This is a genomic window from Pseudomonas sp. PS01298, from assembly GCF_029959745.1.
In the GTDB taxonomy this organism is placed as follows: domain Bacteria; phylum Pseudomonadota; class Gammaproteobacteria; order Pseudomonadales; family Pseudomonadaceae; genus Aquipseudomonas; species Aquipseudomonas aylmerensis.
On record NZ_JASCPP010000020.1, the window covers coordinates 40,794 to 61,808 of the forward strand.

Annotated in this window: 23 protein-coding genes; 10 read left to right on the forward strand and 13 right to left on the reverse strand. The window is 60.0% G+C overall.

From position 1 onward, the window contains the following. Positions 1-95 precede the first annotated feature (95 nt). The 7 genes from argE to QMX97_RS10360 form a co-directional block, all read right to left on the reverse strand. Complete coding sequence (argE, locus tag QMX97_RS10330) at positions 96-1,247, reverse strand: acetylornithine deacetylase (RefSeq protein ID WP_282396861.1); 1,152 nt, start codon at positions 1,245-1,247, stop codon at positions 96-98. Continuing rightward, entirely contained in the window at positions 1,244-1,918 is a 675-nt protein-coding gene (locus QMX97_RS10335) for a DUF1028 domain-containing protein (RefSeq protein ID WP_120449234.1), read from the reverse strand. Before QMX97_RS10335 ends, argE begins: the two co-directional genes overlap by 4 nt. Positions 1,919-1,928: 10 nt before the next feature. Next, positions 1,929-2,660: a class II aldolase and adducin N-terminal domain-containing protein gene (locus QMX97_RS10340; RefSeq protein WP_106803133.1), complete on the reverse strand. Its 732-nt coding sequence runs from the start codon at positions 2,658-2,660 to the stop codon at positions 1,929-1,931. 50 nt (positions 2,661-2,710) lie between these two features. After that, a complete protein-coding gene (locus QMX97_RS10345) occupies positions 2,711-3,541 on the reverse strand; it encodes an ABC transporter substrate-binding protein (protein WP_065904498.1) in 831 nt (276 codons plus the stop codon). 30 nt (positions 3,542-3,571) lie between these two features. Then, complete coding sequence (locus tag QMX97_RS10350; RefSeq protein ID WP_282396862.1) at positions 3,572-4,444, reverse strand: phytanoyl-CoA dioxygenase family protein; 873 nt, start codon at positions 4,442-4,444, stop codon at positions 3,572-3,574. A gap of 27 nt (positions 4,445-4,471) precedes the next feature. Beyond that, positions 4,472-5,989, reverse strand: a complete 1,518-nt coding sequence (locus QMX97_RS10355; RefSeq protein ID WP_282396863.1) for an amino acid ABC transporter permease/ATP-binding protein — start codon at positions 5,987-5,989, stop codon at positions 4,472-4,474. 313 nt (positions 5,990-6,302) lie between these two features. Further along, the gene (locus tag QMX97_RS10360) at positions 6,303-7,277 is read right to left on the reverse strand and encodes a LysR family transcriptional regulator (protein WP_065904400.1); all 975 of its coding nucleotides are present in this window, start codon (positions 7,275-7,277) and stop codon (positions 6,303-6,305) included. A 182-nt stretch (positions 7,278-7,459) separates the two neighbouring features. Between QMX97_RS10360 and QMX97_RS10365 the strand changes: the two genes are divergently transcribed. The 6 genes from QMX97_RS10365 to QMX97_RS10390 all read left to right on the forward strand — a co-directional run bounded on the left by QMX97_RS10365 (position 7,460) and on the right by QMX97_RS10390 (position 12,004). Then, positions 7,460-7,882, forward strand: coding sequence for a RidA family protein (locus QMX97_RS10365; RefSeq protein WP_065904398.1), 423 nt, complete (start codon positions 7,460-7,462; stop codon positions 7,880-7,882). Further along, a complete protein-coding gene (locus QMX97_RS10370; RefSeq protein ID WP_282396864.1) occupies positions 7,879-8,859 on the forward strand; it encodes an NAD(P)H-quinone oxidoreductase in 981 nt (326 codons plus the stop codon). The genes QMX97_RS10365 and QMX97_RS10370 overlap by 4 nt, the downstream gene beginning before the upstream one ends. A gap of 13 nt (positions 8,860-8,872) precedes the next feature. Further along, positions 8,873-9,334 carry a type II 3-dehydroquinate dehydratase gene (locus QMX97_RS10375; protein ID WP_120449236.1) on the forward strand — a complete coding sequence of 154 codons (462 nt, stop codon included), beginning with the start codon at positions 8,873-8,875 and terminating at the stop codon, positions 9,332-9,334. Positions 9,335-9,378: 44 nt separating this feature from the next. Then, entirely contained in the window at positions 9,379-10,632 is a 1,254-nt protein-coding gene (locus QMX97_RS10380) for an NAD(P)/FAD-dependent oxidoreductase (protein ID WP_106803128.1), read from the forward strand. Between the two features lie 220 nt (positions 10,633-10,852). Next, on the forward strand, positions 10,853-11,347 hold the full coding sequence (locus tag QMX97_RS10385) for a hypothetical protein (protein WP_282396865.1): 495 nt from the start codon (positions 10,853-10,855) through the stop codon (positions 11,345-11,347). Between the two features lie 324 nt (positions 11,348-11,671). Beyond that, positions 11,672-12,004 (forward strand): DUF6124 family protein, encoded by a 333-nt coding sequence (locus QMX97_RS10390; RefSeq protein ID WP_213552824.1) that lies wholly within the window; start codon positions 11,672-11,674, stop codon positions 12,002-12,004. Positions 12,005-12,730: 726 nt separating this feature from the next. On the opposite strand, the gene QMX97_RS10395 is transcribed toward QMX97_RS10390, so the two are convergent. Both QMX97_RS10395 and QMX97_RS10400 read right to left on the reverse strand, forming a co-directional pair. Next, positions 12,731-13,618, reverse strand: coding sequence for an SIR2 family protein (locus tag QMX97_RS10395; RefSeq protein ID WP_282396866.1), 888 nt, complete (start codon positions 13,616-13,618; stop codon positions 12,731-12,733). Then, positions 13,615-14,652 carry an AAA family ATPase gene (locus tag QMX97_RS10400; protein WP_282396867.1) on the reverse strand — a complete coding sequence of 346 codons (1,038 nt, stop codon included), beginning with the start codon at positions 14,650-14,652 and terminating at the stop codon, positions 13,615-13,617. The genes QMX97_RS10395 and QMX97_RS10400 overlap by 4 nt, the downstream gene beginning before the upstream one ends. A 418-nt stretch (positions 14,653-15,070) precedes the next feature. Between QMX97_RS10400 and QMX97_RS10405 the strand changes: the two genes are divergently transcribed. Further along, on the forward strand, positions 15,071-15,571 hold the full coding sequence (locus QMX97_RS10405) for a septation protein IspZ (protein WP_282396868.1): 501 nt from the start codon (positions 15,071-15,073) through the stop codon (positions 15,569-15,571). A gap of 171 nt (positions 15,572-15,742) precedes the next feature. Next, positions 15,743-16,111 carry a hypothetical protein gene (locus QMX97_RS10410; protein ID WP_065904384.1) on the forward strand — a complete coding sequence of 123 codons (369 nt, stop codon included), beginning with the start codon at positions 15,743-15,745 and terminating at the stop codon, positions 16,109-16,111. A 48-nt stretch (positions 16,112-16,159) separates the two neighbouring features. Here QMX97_RS10410 and msrA read toward each other — a convergent pair whose 3' ends face one another. From msrA to QMX97_RS10425, 3 genes are all read right to left on the reverse strand, one after another. Continuing rightward, on the reverse strand, positions 16,160-16,666 hold the full coding sequence (msrA, locus tag QMX97_RS10415) for a peptide-methionine (S)-S-oxide reductase MsrA (RefSeq protein WP_065904383.1): 507 nt from the start codon (positions 16,664-16,666) through the stop codon (positions 16,160-16,162). Positions 16,667-16,782: 116 nt separating this feature from the next. Then, a complete protein-coding gene (locus tag QMX97_RS10420) occupies positions 16,783-17,214 on the reverse strand; it encodes a hypothetical protein (protein ID WP_282396869.1) in 432 nt (143 codons plus the stop codon). Further along, positions 17,207-17,509, reverse strand: a complete 303-nt coding sequence (locus QMX97_RS10425; RefSeq protein WP_282396870.1) for a hypothetical protein — start codon at positions 17,507-17,509, stop codon at positions 17,207-17,209. Before QMX97_RS10425 ends, QMX97_RS10420 begins: the two co-directional genes overlap by 8 nt. 160 nt (positions 17,510-17,669) lie before the next feature. On the opposite strand from QMX97_RS10425, the gene QMX97_RS10430 reads away from it, so the two are divergent. Both QMX97_RS10430 and QMX97_RS10435 read left to right on the forward strand, forming a co-directional pair. Further along, positions 17,670-18,719 (forward strand): alpha/beta fold hydrolase, encoded by a 1,050-nt coding sequence (locus tag QMX97_RS10430; protein ID WP_282396871.1) that lies wholly within the window; start codon positions 17,670-17,672, stop codon positions 18,717-18,719. Between the two features lie 278 nt (positions 18,720-18,997). After that, the gene (locus QMX97_RS10435; protein ID WP_065904377.1) at positions 18,998-19,159 is read left to right on the forward strand and encodes a DUF2986 domain-containing protein; all 162 of its coding nucleotides are present in this window, start codon (positions 18,998-19,000) and stop codon (positions 19,157-19,159) included. 1 nt (position 19,160) lies between these two features. Here QMX97_RS10435 and QMX97_RS10440 read toward each other — a convergent pair whose 3' ends face one another. Further along, complete coding sequence (locus QMX97_RS10440) at positions 19,161-20,372, reverse strand: YeeE/YedE family protein (RefSeq protein WP_120449247.1); 1,212 nt, start codon at positions 20,370-20,372, stop codon at positions 19,161-19,163. Positions 20,373-21,015: the final 643 nt, after the last annotated feature.

The following is a 21,015-nucleotide window of genomic DNA, read 5'->3' on the forward strand; positions in this document are numbered from 1 at the left end:
CCATAGGCTTGGGGGCCTGAGCCATGCCTTGGGGCCTCTGTGGGAGTGGGCTTGCCAGCTCCCACAGTTTGATGAGCACATGGCTTGAGAGGGGTTTATCGGCTCACGAACGCGAGCACCCGTTCCAGCATTCGGTCGCAGGCATCCAGCTGTTCCAGGCTGATGAATTCATCCGGCTTATGCCCCTGCTCCATGCTGCCGGGGCCGCATACCACTGTCGGGATGCCGGCCTGGTCAAACAGCCCGCCTTCAGTCCCGAACGCCACGGTGCCGTAATCCCGGGAGCCGCAAAACTGCGCGACCCACTCCGCTGCCTGGCTTTGCGGCGAGGTGGCCAACCCTGGGTAGCTGGACAATTCACTGAACTCAATCGCGCAGTGCGCGCTCACCGCCTGCATCGCCGGCAGCAAGGTGTGCTCGGCGTAATCGCGCAGTTGCTGCGCCACCTGCCGGGGATCCTGGGCCGGCAGCGAGCGCACTTCAAAGTCGAACGTGCAGTTCTGCGGGACGATATTCAATGCCTTGCCGCCACCGATCACGCCGGTCTGCACCGTGGAAAACGGCGGATCAAAACGCTCGTCGAGCAACGTCGGCGCCTTGAGTGTCTCACCGAGTCGCACCAGCTCGCTGATCAGTTGCGCGGCATATTCGATGGCATTCACACCCGACGGCGCATACGCCGAATGGCAGGCCGCGCCGTGCACTTCGCAGCGCACTGCCAGCTTGCCTTTGTGGCCGAGCACCGGCTTGAGCTCGGTAGGTTCGCCGATCACGCACAGCAACGGCTTGACCGCCTGCCCATGGAACCGCTCGATCAATGCGCGCACACCCAGGCAACCCACCTCTTCGTCGTACGACAGCGCGATATGCACCGGCATGCGCAACGACGCCTTCACCAGCGCCGGCACACAGGCCAGTACGCAGGCGATATAGCCCTTCATATCAGCAGTGCCGCGCCCGTACAACCGGCCGTGTTTTTCCGTCAGCTCAAACGGCGCCACCGTCCAGCGCTGCCCGTCCACCGGCACCACGTCGGTATGCCCGGACAACACCACGCCAGGCACCTCGGCCGGGCCGATAGTCGCCAGCAGGTTGGCCTTGCTCTTGTGCGCGTTGTAGACCAGCTCGCAGGCCACGCCGTGGTCCTGCAGATAGGTACGCACAAAGTCGATCAACGCCAGGTTGGATTCGCGGCTGGTGGTATCAAAGCGCACCAGTTGCGCCAGCAGGTCGCGGCTTGTGTTCAACGCTCATCTCCCGGCACGGCATAGCCCGGTGCGATCTGCGGGTTGAGGGCGCGGTCGATGTAGGCCTGCAGTTGCGGGCGATAGGCTTGCCAGAGTTGGTCGAGCGCGCCGATCGGGTCCTCATCGGCCCAGTCGACGCGCAGGTTGACGATCGGCCACAGCAAGTCGTCGACCACCACCAATGCCGCCGAATGCACCGGCCCCGCTTCGCCGCCTTCGGCCTGGCCGGCCTGCATCGCCGCCAACAAGCGCTCGGCGAGCGGCCCCGTGGCCATCTCGAACGCGCGCACCATCGCCGCAATCACCCCAGCGTCGGCCAACATATTGCCCGCCGCTACGCACTGCTCGCCGCTCAGCGCGTGATGAATCCCGAGGGTCTGCGCCCCGCTGAAATGCGCGGTGCGCCCCTGGCTATCAATCACAGTGACCTGACGATATTGGCTGTGATCCTGTTCCACCAAGGTCGCCAGCGCCTCACTCGGCGCCAGGCCCTGCTCGAGCAAATCCAGCAGTTGCGGCCCCAGGCTCGGCAGCGTGATGTTCTGCGATGCCACCGCGCCAACGCCTGGGCGCAGCCAAGGACAGCGGGCACCCACGGCAATGCTCGAAGAGCTGATCGCAATACCCAACTGGCCGGTCTCGGCACACCGGGCGACAACGGAAAAAGTCATGGCGTGCTCCTCAATCGAGTACCGAAGGGTCGGCGTCGATCATCAACTGCTTCATTTCTTCAAAATGCCGGACCGAGAAATCCACAATCCCTTCCCAACCGCGCGCGGTTTTCTCCGCCACGTCATCGGAAAGCACCCGCAGCGGCTGCCCGGTGGACCAGGCCGTCACGAGGATCTGGCAGGCACGCTCCAGGGTCCAGATATCATCGAAGGCCTCGCCGATGGACGTCGCCGTGACCATCACGCCGTGGTTGCCCATCAGCAGGCGGCGCTTGCCGTCAAGCAGCCCGGCCAGGCGTGCGCCTTCGGCCTCGGTGTCGGCCATGCCGCCGTAGAGTTCATCCACCGCCACGCGGTTGAAATAACGCGCGGTGTTCTGGTCGATCGGCGGGATGTGCGGCGTGGCCAGGCACGCCACGGCCGTGGTGTACACCGGGTGCAAATGCAGCACCGCGCGGGTTTGTGGCAACAGCCGGTGGATCTGCCCGTGGATCGACCAGGCGGTGGCGTCCACATTCGGGTGATCGGCGCAGGCGCTGTCATCGGCGTTCAGCAGCAACAGGTCACTGGCACGGATACGCGAGAAGTGCTTCCACTTCGGGTTGAGCAAAAACTGTTTGCCATCGGCCGATACGGCAGCGCTGAAGTGGTTGGCCACCGCCTCGTGCATGCCCAGGTGGGCGATGATGCGAAAGGTCGCCGCCAGGTCGATGCGCGTCTGTTCTTCGTGGGATAACGCCATGAATCGGTCTCCGCAGGACGCGGCCGCACAGCGGCGGCCGCGTGATTGGGTTACTTGGGCATCAGCGCCGCGAGGTCGGCATCGGTCGGTGCTTCGAAGTTGTACTTCTTCAGCAAGGCCGCGTACTCAGGCGTGGCGCGGTATTTTGCCAGGCCGTCGAGCAAGGCCTGCTTGACCGTGTCATTGCCCTTCTTCACACCAAAGCCATTGAGCACCGGGTAGATCAACGTGTCGGACGAAATCACCACGCGGTTGCCCAACTTGTCGATCACCCCACGGGCCACGGCGGCGTCGGTGATCTGCGCTTCAACCGCGTGCGCCAGCAGGGCCTGGGTGGTCTGCGGGTCGGTGCTGTATTCGCTGATCTGGATCGGCTTCAAGCCCTTGGCCACGCAGTACTCCGTCGACAGTTTGTTCATCTGCGCCAGCCACGAGGTGGCGCCCATGGAGCCGATCTTGTGGCCGCAGAACTCTTCCGGGGTCTTGGGCTGGAAGGCGCTGTCCTTGAGGGTCAGGATCGACTCGCCGCTCTTCAGGTAAGGGATCATGTCGATGACCTTGACCCGCTCCGCCGTGATGTACATCGACGAGTTGGTCACATCGAAACGCCCGGCCTGCAGGCCGGTGATCAAGTTGGGAAAGCGTGTGTCGAGGGTCTCGACCTTGCGGCCCATGACCTTGCCCAGGCCGTCCATGAACTCGATATCGAAGCCCGCCGGCTTGTTGTTGTCCATGTATTCATAGGGAAAGAACGTGACATCGGAGCCGGCGACAATCGTGCCGTCTTTCTGGAAGGCCGAAGCCGCCAACGAAGTCATCGCAACCGCAGCACCCAACAGGCACACGGCAAGGGGGCGAACACTTTTACGAAACGCTGTCATGGTCATTACCTGCAAGGTCTTGGGGGGTGGTTAGGCAGTGGCGGTATCTTGTCCGGCCTGTTGCACGAAGAACGACGCGCCGCGAGGCTTCTGCGGCAAACGCATGTGGTTGCTGGTGGAGCGCACCAGGCCACTTTCGGCACCGGCCACGAGCAGGCCGGCATGAATGCTGGGCAATGGGTTTTCGCCGAATGGCAGCGCGTCTTCAGCGGCGTAGACACTGATGAACAGCGTGCGCGGCAGTTCGGTCTCGTTAGGGCTGGATGCATGCAACAGCCGCGTGTGCATAAAGCACACGGAACCGGCCGGGCCGTAGCAGGCGACCGGTTGCTGGCAGTGCTCTTCAACCACCGCGTCGTCCACCGAACCGGTGAAACGCTGGTTCTGCCAGTGCGACCACAGCGGGCCTTTGTGGCTGCCGGGGATCACATTCAGCGGGCCGTTCTGCGGGGTCACTTCGCTGACCATCAGCAAGGCCGTGACGATGTCGTCATTGCTGTGCGGCGTGAACAGAAAGTCCTGGTGCCACTTCACCTGGGTCGCGGTGTGCGGCAGTTTCGAGTTGATCTTGCTGTGGTGAAACCGCGCACCACTGGCGCCGACCAGCTGCGCGGAAATCGCTGCCATCCGCGAGTGCAACGCCACGCGCTCATAAACCGGGGAAATCTCGGTAGGCGAACTCACCCGGCGCAGCGAAGGATGATCCGCGCGGTGGTCGCCCTCCAGGTCGAACCGCGCGCGGCCATCCACGGTGGCGCCCCAGCCCTGGTCATGGCTGCGGCTCTCTTCTACCCACTGGTCGAAGTCATGCTGCAGCGCGGCCACTTCATCCGCCGACAACACGCCTTCTACCACCAGGAACCCGTCGCGCTGGAATTGTTCGATGTGTGCTTGCTCGATCATTTTAGTGTTTCCTGAACGTTAAAGAGATCACGCCAGCGAGACGTCCTTGAGGAACGCCTCCACGCGTGGGTTATGGCCGCTGCGCAAGGCATCGGGCGTGTCGTCGCAGACCACGCGCCCCTTCTCCATGAACACGATGCGGTCGGAGACCTTGAAGGCGAAATTCATCTCGTGGGTGACGATCACCATGGTGATGCCCTCCTCGGCCAAGGCCTCGATGACCTGCAGCACTTCGTTGACTTTTTCCGGGTCGAGCGCCGAGGTGGGCTCGTCGAACAGCATGATCTGCGGGCGCATCATCAAGGCGCGGGCGATGGCCACGCGTTGCTGCTGGCCACCGGACAACTGGTGCGGGTACTTCCAGGCGTGATCGAGCATGCCGACCTTGTGCAGCAGCGCGTAGGCCTGCTGCTTGAGTTCGGAGGTCGCGCCCAGGCGGTGGTATTTGGGCGCCATCAGCAGGTTGTCGAGCACGCTCAAATGCGGGAACAGGTTGAAGCTCTGGAACACCATGCCGATGTTCAGGCGATGCTCGGCGTGCTCGATGTACTGGGGTTTCTGCGCGCCGACTTTGTTCAAGTGAATGAACGGCTGGCCATTGATCTGGATCTCGCCGTTGTCCAGTTGCTCGAGGCCGTTGAGCAGGCGGATCAGCGTGGTCTTGCCGGAGCCGGACGGCCCGATCACCGACACCACTTCACCCGGCTGGATCTGCAGGTTGACCGAGCCCAGCACCTCGATGTCGTTATAGGCCTTGTGCAACCGCGTGGCTTGCAGCGCGGCGGCGCCGGTGCTGGCCGGGCGCTGCAAGGCGACGCGTTGTTGCGTGGCCAGGGCCAGCACCGCCGCATCCGGCACGCGGGAGACATTGCGTTGGTTGACGTCGAGAAAACGCTCCAGGCGTTTGAGCAGGAAGTCGAACACCGTGACGATAAACACATAGAAGAACGCCACCGCCGCCATGGTCTCGATCACCAGGAAGTTCTGCGAATACAGGCGCTGGCCGACCATCAGGATTTCGGTCAGCGAGATCACCGACACCAGCGAAGTGAGCTTGACGATGGAGATGTATTCGTTGGCCAGCGACGGCAACGCCACCCGCAGCGCCTGCGGGATGACCACGCGCCACTGGGTGCCGAAAAACCTCAAGCCCAGCGCCCGCGCCGCTTCGCCCTGGCCCTTGGGAATCGAGAGCAAACCGCCGCGATGGATCTCGGCCACATACGCCGTTTCGCAGATCACCAGCGCCAGCAGGCCGGACCAGAACGGGTCGGCCAGAATCGCCGAGGTGCCCGGCAGCGCCTGGGGCAGGTTGTAGATGAAGATCAGCAGCACCAGCAGCGGCAAGCTGCGGAACAGCCAGATATAGCCACGCGCGGGAACACTCAGCAACGGGTGCCGGGATTGCTTGGCCAGCGCCAGCAGAAAGCCCAGTGTGATACTCAAGACCCACGTCAGGGTACTCAGCTTGATCACCGTCCACGTCGCGCGCCAGAACTCGGCATCGCCCAGCAAACCAAACATGTAATTCCAGTCGAATGTCATCGTCGCTGTGCCCTGCAAAAAAAAAAGAAGTTGATCTGCATCGATGGGATGAGAGTCGTGGCGGGAGGTGGTCAGGGTCAATTCGTAAAAGCCGGGGCACTGGGTAGGCAGAGCCTATGCAGCCCCGCAAGCCAGCCAGATCAACTGCAGGAGGCGGCTTGCCGGCGATAGCGATCTGTCACTCAATGAATCGACCGCTGCGCACCAGCCTCTCGGGCAAGCCAGCGCCTGCAGATGCGCGCTGCCCAGGCACTGGCCAAAACGGTGCACGCCTGAATGCAGGGCGCGGCACACGCGACCTTTTGGTGCAACCTCAGCTCACACCACTCAGCACCCGCACCGCGTGTGGGTCAAAAAAGCTCGGCGGGGCCATGCCGGGGATGTATTGGTCGGAGACAAACATGCGGCAGCGCTCGGCAAACGCCGACACCACGCGCGACAGCTGGGTGTTGCTGGCCGTGGCATAGCCCAGCCGCATCGGCCGATGTGCACCGGCCAGGCGCAGGCGGATCACGCGCTTGCCGTCCTGGGACATATTGGATTTGGGCCGCGCATTCGCGAAGGAATAGCCGATCCCGTTGCCGACCATGGCGCGCACTGTTTCGAGGTTGGTGGAGCGCATGATGATGTTCGGCGTGGTGCCCGCCTGGATAAACAGGCTGAGGAAATAGTCGCGGCTCCACGGCGTATCCAGCAGCACCACCGGGTACGCCTCAAGGTCCTGCATGCTCACGGCCGGCAAGCTCGCCAGCGGGTGATACTCGCCGACCATCACATACGGCGGCAGCTGCGCCAGGGGTTGGAAGTCGATATCCGGGCTGGTCACCAGGTCATAGGTCAGGGCGATGTCCAGCTCGCCGCTGCGCAGTTTTTCCAGTAATTCCTCGTGGTTGCCTTCGGCCTGGGTCAGGCGCACGCCGGGAAACGCGCGGCCAAAACCAAACACCAGTTCCGGCGTGATCATCGGCGCCAGCGACTCCAGGCAGCCCACCCGCAACGGCCCGCGCACCGTGTTCAATGACTCCGAGGCGATGGTGTAGAGGTTGGTCATCTGTTCCAGGATCAGCTTGGCTTCCTGCATCACCAGGCGCCCCACCGCCGTCAGCGAAATGCCCTGGGCGTGATGCCGGACAAACAGCTGGATGCCCAGCTCGGCCTCCATATGGGTGATCGCCGCCGAGATCGACGGCGACGACACGTGAATGCGTTCAGCTGCAGCACTGATGCTGCCCGCCTCTCCCGACGCGACGAAATACTCCAGTTGACGCTGAGTAATACGACTGAGCATTACGCCTGCCCCTCAACAATGACTGTACGGGCAGCGTTGCAGGGTTCGTGCCGGGTCCGCCGCGAACCGATGAGGGGCACAGGCTTCGGTTTTTCCTAAGCACTACCCCGCGCAAATGCTGGTTTCGCCGGAGCCGGGGCGGTGTGAAGCTGGATTCATCCCGCTTCCCACGAGTTGCCGTTATGCCTACCCACACCCGCATCCGCATGTTCAACACCCGGCAGACCTACCCCAACCAGGCCCTGGACAACGACCTGTGCCAGGCGGTCCGCGCCGGCAACACCATTTATGTGCGCGGCCAGATCGGCACCGATTTCGACGGCAACCTGGTCGGCCTCGGCGACCCGCGTGCCCAGGCCGAGCAGGCGATGAAAAACGTCAAGCAACTGCTGGAAGAGGCAGGCTCCGACCTCTCGCACATCGTCAAGACCACCACCTATTTGATCGACCCGCGCTATCGCGAGCCGGTGTACCAGGAGGTCGGCAAGTGGCTCAAAGGCGTGTTCCCGATTTCCACCGGGCTGGTGATTTCCGGGTTGGGCCAGCCGGAATGGTTGATGGAAATCGACGTGATCGCCGTCGTGCCGGATGACTGGACCGTATGAAAGCGGTGATCGCCCGCCAGCCCGGCGGACCGCAGGTGCTGCAATCCGTCGAGCGCCCGCTGCCGGATGTGCAAGCCGGTGAGGTGCTGATCCGCGTCACGGCTGCCGGCGTCAATCGGCCCGACCTGATGCAACGCAGCGGCGCGCCGATTCCGGCAGGCGTCACCGATGTGCTGGGCCTCGAGGCGGCAGGCATCGTGGTCGCGGTAGGCAGTGGCGTGGATGAGTTCGCGATCGGCGATCGCGTGATGGCCTTGCTCAACGGCGGCGGCTACGCCGAGTACTGCGTGGCCCACGCGGCGCACTGCTTGCCGGTGCCTGCGGGGTTGTCGCTGCTCGATGCCGCCGGGGTGCCGGAAGCGGCCTTTGCCGTGTGGCACAACCTGTTTGAACTGGGGCGCTTGCGCAGCGGCGACAGTGTGCTGATCCACGGCGCCGCCAGCGGTGTCGGCAGCTTCGCCGTGCAGTGCGCGCATGCCGCCGGTGCGCGGGTGATCGCCACGGCCGGCGGCCCGCACAAGGTCGCGATGCTGCAAACGCTCGGCGTGTGGCGCGCGGTTGACCGCCACCTTGAAGACTTCGTCGAGGCGGTGCACGACTGCACCGACGGCCGTGGCGTCGACGTGGCGCTGGATAACGTCGGCGGGCCCTATGTGGCGCGCAACCTGGCGGCCATGGCCATGGGCGGGCGGCACGTGAGTTTGTCGTTCCTGCAAGGCGCCCATATCGACTTGGATTTGCAGGTGCTGATGCGCAAGAACCTCAGCCTGACGTCCTCCACCCTGCGCCCGAAAAGCCACGCCGAAAAAGCCCGCCTGGCGGCGTGCATCCGCTCACGCTTGTTGCCGTGGCTGGCCGCCGGCGTGGTGCGCCCGCAGATCCACGCGCGCATGCCGCTGGCGCAAGCCGCCGAGGCGCACCGCCTGCTGGAAGCCAACGCCAATGTCGGCAAAGTCGTGCTGACCGTCGCTGAATAACCTGGAGCCCTTCATGACCCACCGCGTGTTTTTCCTCAATGGGCCCAACGCCAACCTCTACGGGCTGGATAAAAACGGCACCTACGGCCGCGAGAGCTTCGCCAGCATCCAGGCGCGCTGCGAGCGCCACGCCGCCGGGCTGGGCCTGAGCCTGGACTTTCGCCAGAGCAACCACGAAGGCGTGCTGGTGGACTGGATTCAAGCGGCACGCCTTGACGCCGACGCCGTGGTAATCAACGCCGCCGGGCTCAGCTACAGCTCGGTGCCGATCCTCGACGCGCTGCTGGCCTTCGACGGCCCGATCATCGAAGCGCACATGAGCAACCTCTGGAAGCGCGAGAGCTTCCGGCACCACTCCTACGTCTCCAAAGCCGCCACCGGCGTGATCGCAGGGCTGGGCGCACTCGGTTACGAACTGGCACTCACCGCCGTGGCGGCATTGCTACAAGAAACCACCACCAGCGCCCACAGCTGAAACTCGGTGATGCCTACACACCTCTTACCTCCCAGGAACCGCCCATGTCAGTAGAAACCATCAACACCCTGGTCGTCGGCGCAGGCCAGGCCGGCGTCGCCATGAGCGAACACCTGTCCCTCATGGGCGTGCCCCACATCGTCCTCGAACGCCACCGCATCGCCGAACGCTGGCGCTCCGAGCGCTGGGATTCTCTCGTCGCCAACGGCCCCGCCTGGCACGACCGCTTCCCCGGCCTCACCTTCGAAGGCCTCTCCCCTGAAGCCTTCCCGCCCAAGGAGCGCATGGCCGACTACTTCGAAGCCTACGTGGATAAGCTGCAAGCTCCCGTGCGCACCGGTGTAGAAGTCCAGCAAGTGGAACGCCACATCGGCCGCCCCGGCTTCAAAGTCACCACCTCGGCCGGCGTGTTTGAAGCCGCCAACGTGGTCGCCGCCACCGGCCCGTTCCAGCGCCCCTCTATCCCCAACATCGTGCCTGCCAGCGCACCGATTCACCAACTGCACTCCTCCACCTACAAGAACCCCGGCCAACTGCCCGAAGGTGGCGTACTGGTGGTCGGCGCCGGCGCCTCCGGTTCGCAAATCGCCGAAGAACTGCAAAAGGCCGGCAAAACCGTATACCTCTCGGTCGGCGAACATTACCGCCCGCCGCGCGCCTACCGCAGCCGCGACTATTGCTGGTGGCTGGGTGCGCTGGGCTTGTGGGACGAAGTCAAAATCCAGCCGAAGAAAAAGCACGTGGCCTTTGCCGTCAGTGGCTACGAAGGCGGCAAGACTGTCGACTTCCGCCGCCTCGCGCACCAAGGCATCCGGTTGGTCGGCGTCACCCAGGATTGGCAGGACGGCGTCATGACCTTTCAACCTGGGCTCGCCGAAAACGTCGCCGAAGGCGACCGCGCCTACTTCGATGTACTGCGCGACGCGGATGCCTACATCGAGGCGAACGGGTTGCCGTTCCCCCTGGAGCCTGAAGCCTGGGAACTGCTGCCCGACCCTGAGTGCTTGGTGAACCCCATCCTCAGCCTGGATCTGGCGAAGGCCGGCATCACCACCATCCTCTGGGCCACCGGTTTCAGTTTCGATTTCAGCTGGCTGAAGGTCGATGCGTTCGACGAAAAAGGCGAGCCCTTCCACAAACGTGGGATCTCGGCGGAAAGCGGCATCTACTTCCTGGGCCTGCCCAACCTGGTCAACCGCGCGTCATCGTTCATCTACGGCGTGTGGCACGACGCGAAATACGTCGCCGACCACATCGTGCTGCAAAACGACTACAAGTCCTACAAGAAACCCGAGTGAGGCGGCCAACTACTTTCACACACCTCGGCGCGCCCCTGGGACGCGCCGAAAAACCACACTCCCCACAACCACCGCCGCTCCCCTGTAGGAGCTGTCGAGCCCCAGCGAGGCTGCGAAGACGCCCGCACAGACAATAAAAATCTCACGCCCCCAGCACCCCACTTTGCGTAAACTGCGCCCCTTACTTGATCAGGACAACACCGCCCAGGAGGGGTAACGCTTGAAACTGCTCAACACCGACACACCCATCACCCGACTCACACTCAAAGACCAACTGACGGTTGACCCCTACAAGGCCTTGGCGCTGCTGGAAACACTCCTGCTGTTTTTTGCCGTGATGGCCCTGGTGCTGTTCGTCGCACACCGTGTCGGTATTACCGACACCTTCAAGAGCGCCCTCCTCTACAGCGGCACCTTCGGCGCATCCATCGGCATGGCGTTCAATATGTACCGCGAGGCCGCCCTGTCGGACTGGACCTTCGCCGCCCCCGTCAGCCCCATCGCGCTGCAAAACGCCATGCTCAGCTTGAAGTATTCCGAGCGACAGCCAGGTGTGTACGGCCCCAAAAAACCCATGTTCACGCTGTTGCATCGCTGCGATTCGGAAAGAATCACAGTGACGACCCTGAACGATAAAACGCACTTCACCGGCCCCGCCAACAAACTCAAAGCACTGTCGGCAATGCCCCTCACTGATACACCCGACGCGCAGTGAGGACATGTCCTACAGCAAGCTTCAGCAGCTTGCCCCATTGCCTACAGTTACGTCAGAATCCGCCGGCTTGTGCGCTTGAGTGGGCGTCTCTAAGGTGGTTCGGTCGCTGAAAACTCAGTGATCGGGTTTAGTAGCCCGCGTGACAACATAAAGTGCATGAGCCTCATCAATCAGATGTTCTTGTCTGTGCTTGATGGTGGCTGTACGCAGGGCGCCCTCGGGCGCGCCGGCTTTGTGTGTTTCCCCGGTCTACTAACCTGCGTACAGCCGCCACCCTCTCGTTTAGTAGCGAAAAGGTGTTGGCCCTAATCAGGTACAACACACATGTTCAAAGTCACGCCCAACCCTCCGAACGAGCCGGACCTGAAATTTAACCAGGCTGCGCATCGTGCAATCGATCACTACCTCAATCCAAAAACTGCCCCACCTGTGGCCCCCCTCGGCCTATTCACCGTCGCCGCCAACGCCAGCAACGAAACCCTGATCACCAACAGCTACGAAACCTTCTCCTCGGTAACCGCGTTGCTGCTCGACCTGTCAGAGGACTTGACCGGCAAACAGCGGGACGTGGTCCTGGCGATTCACCAATTGAGTGAGTTGGGGGTGCTGTTGATGGATCGGCTGATGGAGCGGGAGTCGGCTGTAGCAGGCGGGTAAGCGTTCAGTTTTAGTACCCCCAAAAAAATCGCCGAGTCGTCGTGATTGCTACACGACGAATCGGCGATTGTGCGACTGAGCGGCTTTGTGGAAGGCATGAATAGACAAGGTATGTATTGGCCGAGCAGCCAGTCATGCCCGATGGCTTCCGATCCCTCCCCCCGCCCGTGAATGATCAGGGCGCACCACCCGCCATTCTCAGCAACTGAGAAAACTGGTAGATCGCGAGGTGGATGTCATCCCTCGTATCACCATCTCACGCCTCGACCGTTTCCAACTCGGCCCTGAGGGATTCGATGCGCCTCTCGATCTCCGCAATTTCCGCCGGCCCGCATTGCGACGCGATCGCTGCCCATTTTTCATGTGGGATTTGCTGTTGGATGGAAAGGGCTGATCGGGCTTGCGTGAGTAGTGTTGGGAGTCTGCTCATTGAGTTCCGGGCTGAGGAGAAGGAAGGGTCAGCGATTTTAGCTGTGTTGACGTCGGGGTTCGGCCAATTGCTGCTCTTCACGACAGGCAGTAATCGGCCAATAGTGGACGCTAGAATTTGCCAAAATTCAGACTTACTATTGATGCGTCTACAGTCTAACGAGAAAAAAGCCCGGAAATTTATTTATATAAGATTAGTCACCAGCCGAAGACTAATTTAAAATCTGAAACTATGTGTCGACTCAATGGGCATTCATTCAAGCAAGATGAGCTGGATGGACTTCGCACAAACTAAACTCACTCATCTTTGGATCGAAGTGCAGCTAGACTCATTTCTCTTCGCCTAGTATCTACCTCGCTCACAATTCGTTCAAAAAGCTTTGTCAGCTCACCGTGATCTGACGTTTTCTTGTATGGCACTATGAATATTCGCCGAAGATCTTTGTTAATTTGAACAAATGTTTCTGACTGATTACCCGCTAAAAAGATATAGTGGGGGCGGGCTTGGGGTAGGTGGTGTGCGTAATTCTCAATTATCTGAGAAATGGCCGGATCTGCAAGTGAAAATCCCACAAAGATCACGGTATGTGTTAACAGAATAGTTTCGATAAACTTAGAATATGCCCAGTTCCCATAGGCTTTGTCAGAGTATTCCTTTTTTGTAAATATCATGCTATCAAGATCGTCGATTGATCCGTGAATTTTTATGATGTATTCGTCGGAATCTCTGAAGGCGTGAAGAGCATTCGAATCCAATCGTTTGAGAATTCTTGGATTGTGGGTTGAATCTGAGTTGACCTCATCCCATGCCTTTTCCAAAAATAAATCAAAATTGGTAGTTAAAATAATTCTCTGCTTTAGCTGCATAATCAGCTTTTGGAGAGGACTAGGCTGCGCACGTTGATTGTATTCCGTAGTTAGCGCTAATTCCCAAGCTTTATCACCCAAACCTCTGCTAATCATCTCGCACGCCATTAGGTAATCGGCATTTTTGATTAGATCAAGAGCTTGTTTCTTAATAGCGCGATCGGTTAGTTTTTCTGCATTTTCTTTCAAAAATGCATCCCACACTTTCAGCCTACCCCCGTTGCGAGTAGTCACGCCCGCGCTGACCCCTGCTCCAACAAAGATCACTGTTCGTCGTTCAGCTAGATCATTTATAAGGTCGGGATTGATGACAGTCATTTTTGAGCCGCCAACAGATCAATATTCTCAAAAAACCTTGCTGCTAAAGCCTGATAGATTTCCCGCGCTTGTTTTCTAGAAACTGTAAAACTACCTTTTGCCTTTACACTTATCATAGGCTGATGAAGCGTTTGAGATTTTGGAGCAAGGCTTGCTAGATGCTTAATTTCCCCGAGATGAGGGTTCATAGAGGATGGGTAAAAAGTATTCAACTGCTGCTTCACTACCGCGGGTAGTTTTTTACTAATTTCCTCGTAAGCTTCTACAATTCTCGCATTCCCATCGCGACTACGCTCTTTATGTTGTTGAGTAACATAGCCTACGAATTTCAAATTCTTCTTGGAAAAGCTAGGTACCTCCGATGGAAATTCGGAATTAGATAAGCCGTAAGCCAAGTCTTTTTCCCAGAGTTTTACAGCCTCGCCAATATTTTTTAGCGCCCAACTTGAAAATATATCGATTGCCATGGGTACAACGAAATAGTCTACTGCAAGTAATATCGCGCGATTGATTGCGCCAAGCGAAGGACCCATATCAAAAAATATGTAATCGTAACTTTTTCTAGCCTGAAGAATTACATTGTGAAATACAAGGGTAGTTCTAAGCCCTCTAATTCCACCAGCTTTAGCCTCTCGCCAATCCTGTGCGAGCAAGTCTTCATGTAGCGCTAATCGAGGATCCCCAATAATAACATCGATGCCGAATTCTTTTATATGTCTGATCGGCAGATTTGGATTGTATCCTTTACCTAACGATAAAGGGCGAATCACGCTAAATATTGTCTCGGGTTCGGCCAGCTTTTTTGAGCCCTCATTGTAATACGCGGATATAAAATCTTCATCAGGCAAGACGTACTGACTTAAATTGCACTGTGGGTCAGCGTCTATAATCAGGACTTTCATATTATGGTTCAATGAGAGTTCTGCGGCCAAGTTAGCGACTAAAGTGGTTTTTCCGACTCCACCTTTGTTATTGAAGAAACACACTGTTTTGGCTTCTAAAGCATTTTTTTGTCGCTGTGATGGCTTTGCCATTGTGATGTCCTTAGCGTTGGTACGTTCTATGTATCACAGCCTGCGTCTCAGATGAATAGTCAGGGTGCTTCAAGCGTCTTTCTCACGGGGCAGTCGAGAGCGAATCTACTTTCCTAATTCCGTATGCCCATTTTTTGACAAGGAGCTGCTACCTCTGAAAGGCAGCAAGCGAACCACTGAATAGACCCTGGTTCCGTAGATACCGTCAAGCCTCCATGGAGGCCGGCTAAGCCACTGAGGACAGTCCGCTTTTGGCCGAAAGCAGCCAGTCACAAGCAAGCAACATCGCCCCTAGCCGCCCTGGTAGCAGAAAGCCCGCAATGCACGATTCCTTTCACCCTAAACCCAATCGACAACACCAGATCAGCACCCAAAACATTAGAATGCCGCCCTCCCCAACCACAAGGACGTAGGCAGCATGATAAAACAACGCTTCTCCCTAGCCCTCAGCCTCCTATGGCGCACCTACCTGGCGTATTTCATCTACTCCGTACTATTCAGCCTGGCGCTGGGGTTCACGATCGGTGCTGAATTGCTTGCCAGCCGGGATTTTCTGCGGTTCGGACCGCCGTTCACGCTCGGTTTGTTTGCGCTGTTGATCGCCGTCCTGGAACTCGGAGGTCGCGTCAATGTGCTGCAGGCCGTGTTCGGTACGCGGTTGAAGCGTACACAGGCTCACTGGCGGACCTATGTGCTTCAGTTGTCATTGCTACTGATTGCCCTGGCACTCTTGAATGCCTTGTTCGCACTCTTCGCTCCGTTTGAGGTTTGGGTCTACTACAAAGTCTATGGCGCCCCGTTGCTGTTTGCCGTTGGCATCTTTGTGCTGGGTTGGGCGCAAACGCCCTCCACCGCTGAAACGATCGCGGCACACGCAGAAGAGTCATCACCAACAAATGCTGCACCTAAGTGGCCATAAACTAAGGGCTTTGGGCTTCAGGGTTTGACCCCGAATCCCTTCGCCGATTTTTCATACCTGCGCCTGGCCCGTTCTCCGCTACGCTTTTCCACATTCACTTCCCCGGTGAGCGGGATAGTTGGTAGTGGAAACGAAAGAAACTGGGTGTGATGACTCAATCGAGAACGGCCTATGGACATTACGATCTGTCGCAAGCGTGGTTTTTTTGATAGCGCCCATGGGCGCCGTGTCCCCCTGCTGGTGCTCTTTAACGGCGCGGTTGTCGGCCGTGTTGCAACCGGTGAAGTCTTAGCGCTGACACTGGCGGATGTGGTCGGCACGTTGCAAGTCGGTCTCCTTGACGACAGGAAACCGTCTCGCAGTGGGGATGTGCCTGAGGGCGTTTTCTCTGTCAGTCAGGGCATCAGTATTTCCCCGAGCCCACAGGTTCAGGCTTTTTCGGTAAAGACCCGCAGTTGGGTGTTCTTTGATGTTTTTGATTGGGTGTATTTTCGGCCACTGGGGCGCTGGGTGTTCGCGGTCCAGAAAGAAGCCACCTAGCGGACCCTGAATCAGGCTCCGCTCGGGCTTCTCTGCCGCGACGCCCTCTCAGCCCCGCTTCGGCAGCTTCCAATTCGGTCGAATGAAGTGGCAGGTATAGCCATTGGGAATCCGCTCCAGGTAATCCTGATGCTCGGGCTCCGCCTCCCAAAACGGGCCTGCTGGCTCGATCTCTGTCACCACCCTTCCCGGCCACAGCTTCGACGCGTCTACATCCGCCGCCGTATCTTCCGCAATATCGCGCTGCTGTTCGCTCAGGTAATAAATCGCTGACCGATAGCTCGGGCCGAGGTCATTGCCCTGCCGGTTAGGCGTGCTCGGGTCATGGATCTGGAAAAAGAACTCAAGGATCTGCCGGTAACTGATCACCGCCGGGTCAAACACGATTTCAATCGCTTCGGCATGGTTGCCGTGGTTGCGGTAGGTGGCGTTCGGCACGTCGCCGCCGGTGTAGCCGACGCGTGTTTGCAGCACGCCGGGGTAGCGTCGCAACAGGTCTTGCATGCCCCAGAAGCAGCCGCCGGCAAGGATGGCGGTTTCGGTTGGGTTGGTCATGGTCTGTCCTTCCGCTCAATGGATACAGGGATAGTTATGGGGCTGGGTTGGCCAATAGCAAGTTGAACGGTGGATTGCCCGAATCAGCCCGCGCGCCTGGCACTGACAGACAACCACTAATGCCGAAGCTTGCGCATTATCTGCAAGACCAACGGTTTCACATATTTCTCACCGGGGTCCGTTTCGGGTGGGTCGTCGCTGCGCCGCCACTCGCCCTGATCGAACGCCTGATACAGCGAAAACGCAGGCTGCGGCAGGTCACGGGACATGCCCACGTTAACGATGGCGCCGATGAGCCCGTTGAGCACGCCGTCGCAGAACGCATAGGTCAAAGTGCCCTGGAGATAGCGCTCGGCAACGCTGATGGACAGGCCGTTCAGCAGCGCTTGCGGTGTCACGCCGAATTTCTCGCATGGGTCGGCCAGGTCATCCAGGGTCAAGCCGCTGGCTTCGGCTTGTGCCAAGAGCCTGTTGAGTTCGGTCTCCGGTAATACGCCGCGTGTGAGCAGATTCACCGCGGCGCCGGCGGGTGTGCGGGGCTCACTCATAAAATTTGCCAGCGAATAATATCGCCGCGCAGCGTTGCCACACATTGGGTACCGTTGTTTGCGTTTGGGCAAGCCCGGCGCTGGCCTCTGCCCACGCGGTTGCCGCCTCGAAAAACGCATCGACAGAGCGGTTTTCCCAACCTAGTGCGCCGGGCCCATAGGGCGATGAAGGCGAGGCCTTTTCGATCTCGCGCTCGTGGGCGAAATCGGTACCGAGCGCCTCGATAAAACGGATGAACGACGGTTCATCGCTGACGTGCGTCAACAACTCATGAAGGTCCACAGGGCTAGGCATAGGGTTCCAGGCTAGGTGTAACGAGTCGACGCATGCTGCCGCACGGTATCGTCAACGGTCAACGTCGGCGGTGTTGGCCGCTTTTTTGTGGCCAGCCGGGGATGCATTGCGGCAGGTTTCAGGTAATGATGCGCCACCCGAATCAAGGACGATAACAACAATGAAAACTGCACTGCGCGCCCTGTTCCTGCTGTGCCTGGCCACTCCCGCCGTGGCCGCCGAAAGCCCTGTGGGCTTGCGGACTGCCACCCTGGCGGATGCGAAAAACACTCGCCCACTCGAGCTGGTCGTCTGGTACCCCGCCAGCACCTCGGCCACACCTGAGCTGATCGCCGACAACGCGGTGTTCGTCGGCGCGCTCGCCGTCCCCGACGCGCCGCCCGCTGCTGGAGAGCATCCGCTGGTGGTGCTGTCCCACGGGTACGGTGGCAACTGGCTCAATCAGGTATGGCTGGCGAGTGCGTTGGCGCATCAGGGCTTCATCGTGGCGGCGGTCAACCACCCTGGCACCACCAGCAAGGACCGCAGCCCGCGAGCCGCCGCGCAGTTGTGGCAACGCCCGGCCGACCTGAGCCGTGCTATCGATGCGGTGCTGGCTCAACCGACGCAGTTTGGCGCGGTGGCAAAGACGCGGATTGCCGCTGTGGGCCATTCCCTCGGCGGCTGGACCGTGCTGGAAATCGCCGGCGCACGCTTCGACCCCGACCTGTTCAGCCGCGACTGCAGCGCACACCCCAAGCTCGGCGGTTGCATTGGCTACCAGCAGATGAACCCCGCCGGTACGCCTGCCGGCAAAGCCCAACTGGCGGCGGACTTGAGCGACACACGTGTCAGCGCCATTGTGTCCTTGGACCTGGGCCTGTCACGCGGCCTGACCGACGCCAGCCTGGCCGCGCTGCCGGTGCCGGCGCTGGTGATCGCGGGGGGCGTGCCGTCAGAGGATATGGACCCCAACCTGGAATCCGCTGCCATGGTCAAGCGCCTGCCAAAAGCATCGACGCAGTACGTGGAAATCGGCGACGCCACGCACTTCAGCTTCATGACGATCTGCAAGCCGGGCGGCATGGCGTTGATTGAAGAGGATTCACCGGGGGATGGCATGATCTGCCGCGACGGCGAGGGCGCACGGCCTCGGGCGCAGATTCAGCAGCAGGTGGTGGCGTTGATCAGTGAGTTCTTGGGACGTACAGCGCGCCAAAAAAGCCTCTGAAAAAATAATTGCATCACATGCGCGGCATGTTTGAACCGAGCCTTTGCTGATAACTGCCAAATGGCAGATCGGCGTTGACGCAGGACAAGCGTTTGGTGCGGGTGTGGAGGCTTATCGTGTCTTCCCTGTGGCGTTCAATAGTCGGGGATTAAGGGCCCGATTATTGGCGAAAGACACGGTGATTCAATGCACGGATCGGCGCTAAAAAGCGACCCAGGCAGCGGCTGGCTATTTTTAAACTGGTATCATCGCGGCCTGTATCCACCAGGTAAAAACCGATGAATCGCCAGAAAAAACTCCAGCAGCTGTTCAAGGCCAAGGCCAAGAAGGCCAGCGCCAAATTGGCGCCGAAAAGCAAGGACCGCTATATCAGCAAGGCGGATCGGGAAAAGCTGGCGGCCGAAGCGGCCCAGGAGCCCAGCCTTTCCCCCGAGGCGTGACTCAGCAACCGCTCAACGCCACCTGTGGCCGCTCGCCGGCAAAGAAAAACGGCCGCAGGCGCACGCCCACGCTATTGCCGATAAACGCCGCCACCAGCCACACCCAGCCATGCAGGCTGCCTGAGGCGATGCCGCTGAAGTACGCGCCGATGTTGCAGCCGTAGGCCAGGCGCGAGCCGTAGCCGAGCAGCAGGCCGCCGATCACTGCCGCGACCAGCGAGCGCGCCGGGATTTTCAGGCTGGGGGCAAAACGCCCGGCCAGGCCGGCAGCCAGCAGCGCACCGAGGACGATGCCGATGTCCATGACGCTGGTGATGTCTTCCCACACAGGCGCGGCCAGCGCCTTGGCGTTGCCCGGCATCTGCCAGAACGCCCAGCTGGCCACATCCACGCCCAATCCGCTTGCCACCTTGGCGCCCCACAATGCGAACGCCGAGGTAATCCCCCACGGCCGCCCGGCCAGTGCCAGGGTCGCGTAGTTGAGCAGCGCCAGGCCAATCGCGCCCCACACCAATGGCCACGGCCCGCGCAGGAAGCGGCGCAGGCCCTGGTGCTCGCTGGTCACGCCGGCTTCGAGTTGGCCATGACGGCGTTTTTCCAAGCGCACGGTGACAGCTGCAATCAGGCCGAACACGGCCAGGCTGAGGATCAAGGCCGGCACCACGCCGAAGCTCTTGACGATGGACACGGCCGGGAACGCCGGCAGTGCAAACCACCAGTCGACATGGTGCGTGGCGATCAACGAGCCACAAATGAAGAAGAACAGCGTCACCAGCATGCGCGCATTCCCGCCGCCCACGGTGAACAGCGTGCCGGACGCACACCCGCCGCCCAACTGCATGCCGATGCCGAAAATAAACGCACCGAACACCACGGAAACGCCCGCCGGCGCTACCAGCCCGACCACCGGCTGCCCGAACAACGTGCCCGCCCCCAGCGCCGGGAAGAACAGCAGCACCGCCACCGCAAGCATCACCATTTGCGCACGCAGGCCGGCGCCGCGCCGATCATTGATGAACACCCGCCAGGCCGAGGTAAAACCAAAGGCGGCGTGGTAGAGGGTCAGGCCCAGCGCCGCGCCGACCACCAGCAACAACACCTGGCGCGAGCCCACGCTGTTTTGCAGGAACAGGGCGCCAAGCACCAGGATGATAAAAGCCACCAACGGCGCAACAGGCGTGCGCGCGGGGGCGAGAGGGAGAGAACTGCTCATGGGGTATCTCGGTGTGAAGGGGTTGAATGCGAGGGAGACGAGTATAAACCCAGGGCACGCGGGGGGCGCGTTGTGCCTGACAGACTTTTTTGTGAGGAGCGATCGTCTTCTGTGGTGAGCGGGCTTGTTGTGGGGAGTGCTCATCTTTTGTGGTGAGCAGGCTTGTTGTGATGAGTGCTCATCTTTTGTGGTGAGTGGTCATCCCTTGTGGTGAGTGATCACCCTTTGTGGCGAGCGGGCTTGCCCCGGTACAAACCGGGGACATCGTTTACATTTCTAACCGGGGACATGGTTTACAGGCTAATACGCATGATCAGGAGGGAACTGATCATGCCCTGGAACCAAGAGTCCCCAGCCGACCCTCTGTGGCAAGCGATCATCCCTTGTGGTGAGCGGGCTTGCCCCGCGTTGGGCTGCGCAGCAGCCCCAATCCAGCAGAATGCGGTGTGTCAGTTACGACTCAGGGGATGGCTTTGGGGCCGCTACGCAGCCCAACGCGGGGCAAGCCCGCTCACCACAGGGAGCTCGCTCGCTACAACAAATCCATTCCCCACAGAGAAACTGCTCGCCCTCCCCCACCCCACATGAAAAAAATTTAATACAGCTAAACTGTACAGTTTTCCTGTACCCATGCTACGGTTTC